This is a genomic window from Pseudoalteromonas sp. UBA6610, assembly GCF_002433295.1.
Lineage (GTDB): Bacteria > Pseudomonadota > Gammaproteobacteria > Enterobacterales > Alteromonadaceae > Pseudoalteromonas > Pseudoalteromonas atlantica.
In genome coordinates this window covers 10623-13666 of the sequence record NZ_DJHW01000118.1, presented here as the reverse complement: position 1 = coordinate 13666, position 3044 = coordinate 10623, and the positions used below count along the sequence as shown (strand labels likewise).

The following is a 3044-nucleotide window of genomic DNA, read 5'->3' as shown; positions in this document are numbered from 1 at the left end:
TGACCGGAACTTTCTAATGGGTGAACCCATTGATTTACTACCAATGGCGTTTAGAAAAAGCACAACAATATTACTTTGAATAGCTAAAGCACTATTTTGACACTTTTCAAAAGACCTAAAGCTATAAAACGAGCTTAAGGTAGCTCAAATCCTCTACCAAAATTCAAAAATAACCTTTAGCTACGCACCTGCCAAAATGGCAAGAAAGTTTTTACTTGGAGCTCTGTAAATAACTGTACTGTATAGTGATTTAATAAATCGATATTTAACCTGTTTTTATAAAATTTATTGCAATGCTTTTCTTAATTATGTGTAATGGTAAAGTAATTGTATGCGTTGCAGGGAGAGCTAATCGCTAAACAATTTATTTAAACCTCTCACCTGCCAAAATTGGTTTCATAATTAACTAAATTAATCACCCAATATGGTTAAAAATATGCAATTTAATGTAACCTCTAACAAGCTTGTTTTAAGCCTTAATCTCAAAAGATGGATTCAGAATGAGAATAGAGAAAATAGAGTTCAATGGTTTCAAAGCTGATGACAGAATAGCTACTGTTGATATGTCAGCAAAAAATGTAACTGTAATTTTCGGTGATAATGGTTGTGGAAAAACAACATTCCTAAAAGCAATTAATTCATTTTTATCACAGGATGATGAAGCTCTTTTAGCAATAGGTATAAGATCAATTAACTGTGATGTACAGGATGATGATAAAGAAATAAGAGTCTCTGTTGTACTATCAGAGCATGGCTATGATTGGACTAGTTTCGATGAGAGCCCTCTATCAAACTCTAAATCTTTATCTTTAGGTGTAGAGAGGGGTATTAGCACACAATCAATGAAAGTTGAGCCTGACGTTCTAATTGATTTTTTTATGCACCCTAAATGGCAGAGCCAATTTTTTGCTCGAGAAAGAGGTATTAGCTATACCCGCAAAATGATAATTGAACTTTCTGAGGAGTTATCTTATTTCCTTAGAAGAAAAAATGCAGTCAGAAATAGAAACAGAAGACCTGAAATAGATTTCAACAAAAGTCACTTGTACCTACAAAGTATAAAAATTGAAAATATTGAAGAGTTATTACTTCAACGATATAGAATTGCCAGATTCACAGCAACTAAAAAAATACAAAGTGCTTTATTTGACACTTTGTCTGTAGCAATTGACGTTGAAAATAGCTCGCCGCGTCAATTTCACCCAGAACGTCAAAACCTCGGCCCTCGAATTTTGGAAAGCAAAGACAGAATAATAGAGGCTTTAGATGATGGTGAGGATAATAATTTCAAAACTCGCATAGTTAACATTTTAGGTAAAATCAATCAAAAAGGAGAACTAGAAAAAATATTAGAACACTCATTACTTAGTGAGTTATTCCAAAATATGATTGATGAACTGGAAGTCGAAAAGTTAATTTTAAGCGCTATAAATCTACTTGTTGAGCGCTTCAACGCTTATTTAATTGGCGACAAAAAACTTGTTGTGAATGGTCAAGAGGTTTTTGTCCGAATTGATGGTGAGCGACACTCCGTAAACGAATTATCTAGTGGTGAAAGACATATTCTGACTTTCTTAGCGTTAGTGTTATTCGAGGGTCAAGAGAGAAATTTCTTAATTATAGATGAACCTGAAATTTCGCTAAATATAAAATGGCAAAGGGAGTTAATGTCAATTTTTTCAGAACTACTACCTAAAACTCAGATAATTGTTGCTTCTCACTCCCCTGCACTTGCAAAAAGAAATCCTGACTATCTTTCTAAGCTTTTAGTTAGGAGATCTTAAGTGGAAAGTTGTTTTTATGAAATCGATGAAATACTCAATGAAGCAATTATCACTGGAGTACCAGCTTTAATTGTAGAAGGAATAGATGATATTTCAGTTTATGATAATTTAGCACCTGATGTTGAATTTAACTATGAAGTATATTCAATTGATAATATTGATGGCTTTGGTGAGGGATGTGATCACGTTATACGTGCAATTGAAGAGCTAAATTCTTTAAATTGTGAAACCCATAGATTAGATGAGCACATATTAGCGATAATTGACAAAGATGTTAGAGACTTCAGGTTAGAGCTACCCGAACTTGAGCCAATTTTGGTATTAAATTACTATTCAATTGAAAGTCACTTTGTAGCTAAAGAAATTGTTCAAAGAATACTGAGCATTTGTTGTAAAGCTAATAGAGTTCTTATTACAGATGAGCTTTGTAAAAAGGTCATGGATGAAGTATCAAATAAATTACTCGATCTTTATTACTTTTCACTGGAAGCACTAAAAAAAGCTTTAGAGCCTGAATATGAATCATGTTTTTCTTATTCATATAACTATGGGCGAACAAAAGATCCAAAAATTAGACGAGAACTTGCAAATAAAAAAGAGGCTTTAGACTTATTTGCGAATGAAAAGGATCTTACTAACTCATTAGAAACTTTAAAAAGAATTACCAAAGGTAAATGGTTACTTGACTTATTTGCAATAGAGTTATTAAAAGCTATTAATAATTTGCAGTCGAAATGCCATGATAATGAAATATCTAACTGTAAGCCTTGTAAAACTGGAGCTTATGATAAATGCCTGTATCGTATTAATGACGGTTACACCAATAAGTCTTTAAAAAGTCTAGCATTATCGCAGCCTTACTTCGAGGACTTGACGTATATAGTTGACAGAATTAAACAAATCAAAAAGAGTTGTTTGCAATCTTAATGACAGAGTATCATTTCAAGTCATGGTATCTCCAATGCCATGACTATATTATATAAATAACCCCTTCCATCACTACTTTGCAATATCAACAGATAAACCTTAATAAATTTTATCGAGTATCGCACCGGCTAAAAATATGCTACACAAAACAAGTAGCATGAAAAAAACACTTAACCTATTGATTTAATTGGTAGCCCCTGCAGGAATCGAACCTGCAACTGCCCCTTAGGAGGGGGCCGTTATATCCATTTAACTAAGAGGCCGCATCGAGCTTACAGCTTACAGCTTACAGCTTACAGCTTACAGCTTACAGCTTACAAAAATTATAACGGC

2 protein-coding genes and 1 tRNA gene are annotated in these 3044 nt (G+C 33.2%); 2 read left to right on the top strand and 1 reads right to left on the bottom strand.

Going from position 1 to position 3044, the window contains the following annotated elements; translation table 11 throughout:
• The first annotated feature begins 500 nt into the window (after positions 1-500).
• Together B4F91_RS15860 and B4F91_RS15855 are read left to right on the top strand one after the other, a co-directional pair.
• A complete protein-coding gene (locus B4F91_RS15860; RefSeq protein WP_288635991.1) occupies positions 501-1784 on the top strand; it encodes an AAA family ATPase in 1284 nt (427 codons plus the stop codon).
• On the top strand, positions 1785-2711 hold the full coding sequence (locus B4F91_RS15855) for a hypothetical protein (protein WP_288635989.1): 927 nt from the start codon (positions 1785-1787) through the stop codon (positions 2709-2711). It abuts the gene before it with no gap.
• 188 nt (positions 2712-2899) lie between these two features.
• Here the strand turns inward: B4F91_RS15855 and B4F91_RS15850 are convergent.
• A tRNA-Arg gene (locus B4F91_RS15850) sits at positions 2900-2974 on the bottom strand.
• Positions 2975-3044 lie beyond the last annotated feature (70 nt).

What these genes read in the sequence shown, in the direction of transcription:
- B4F91_RS15860 (WP_288635991.1), top strand. Translation starts at nt 501, where the DNA reads ATGAGAATAGAGAAAATAGAGTTCAATGGTTTCAAAGCTGATGACAGA.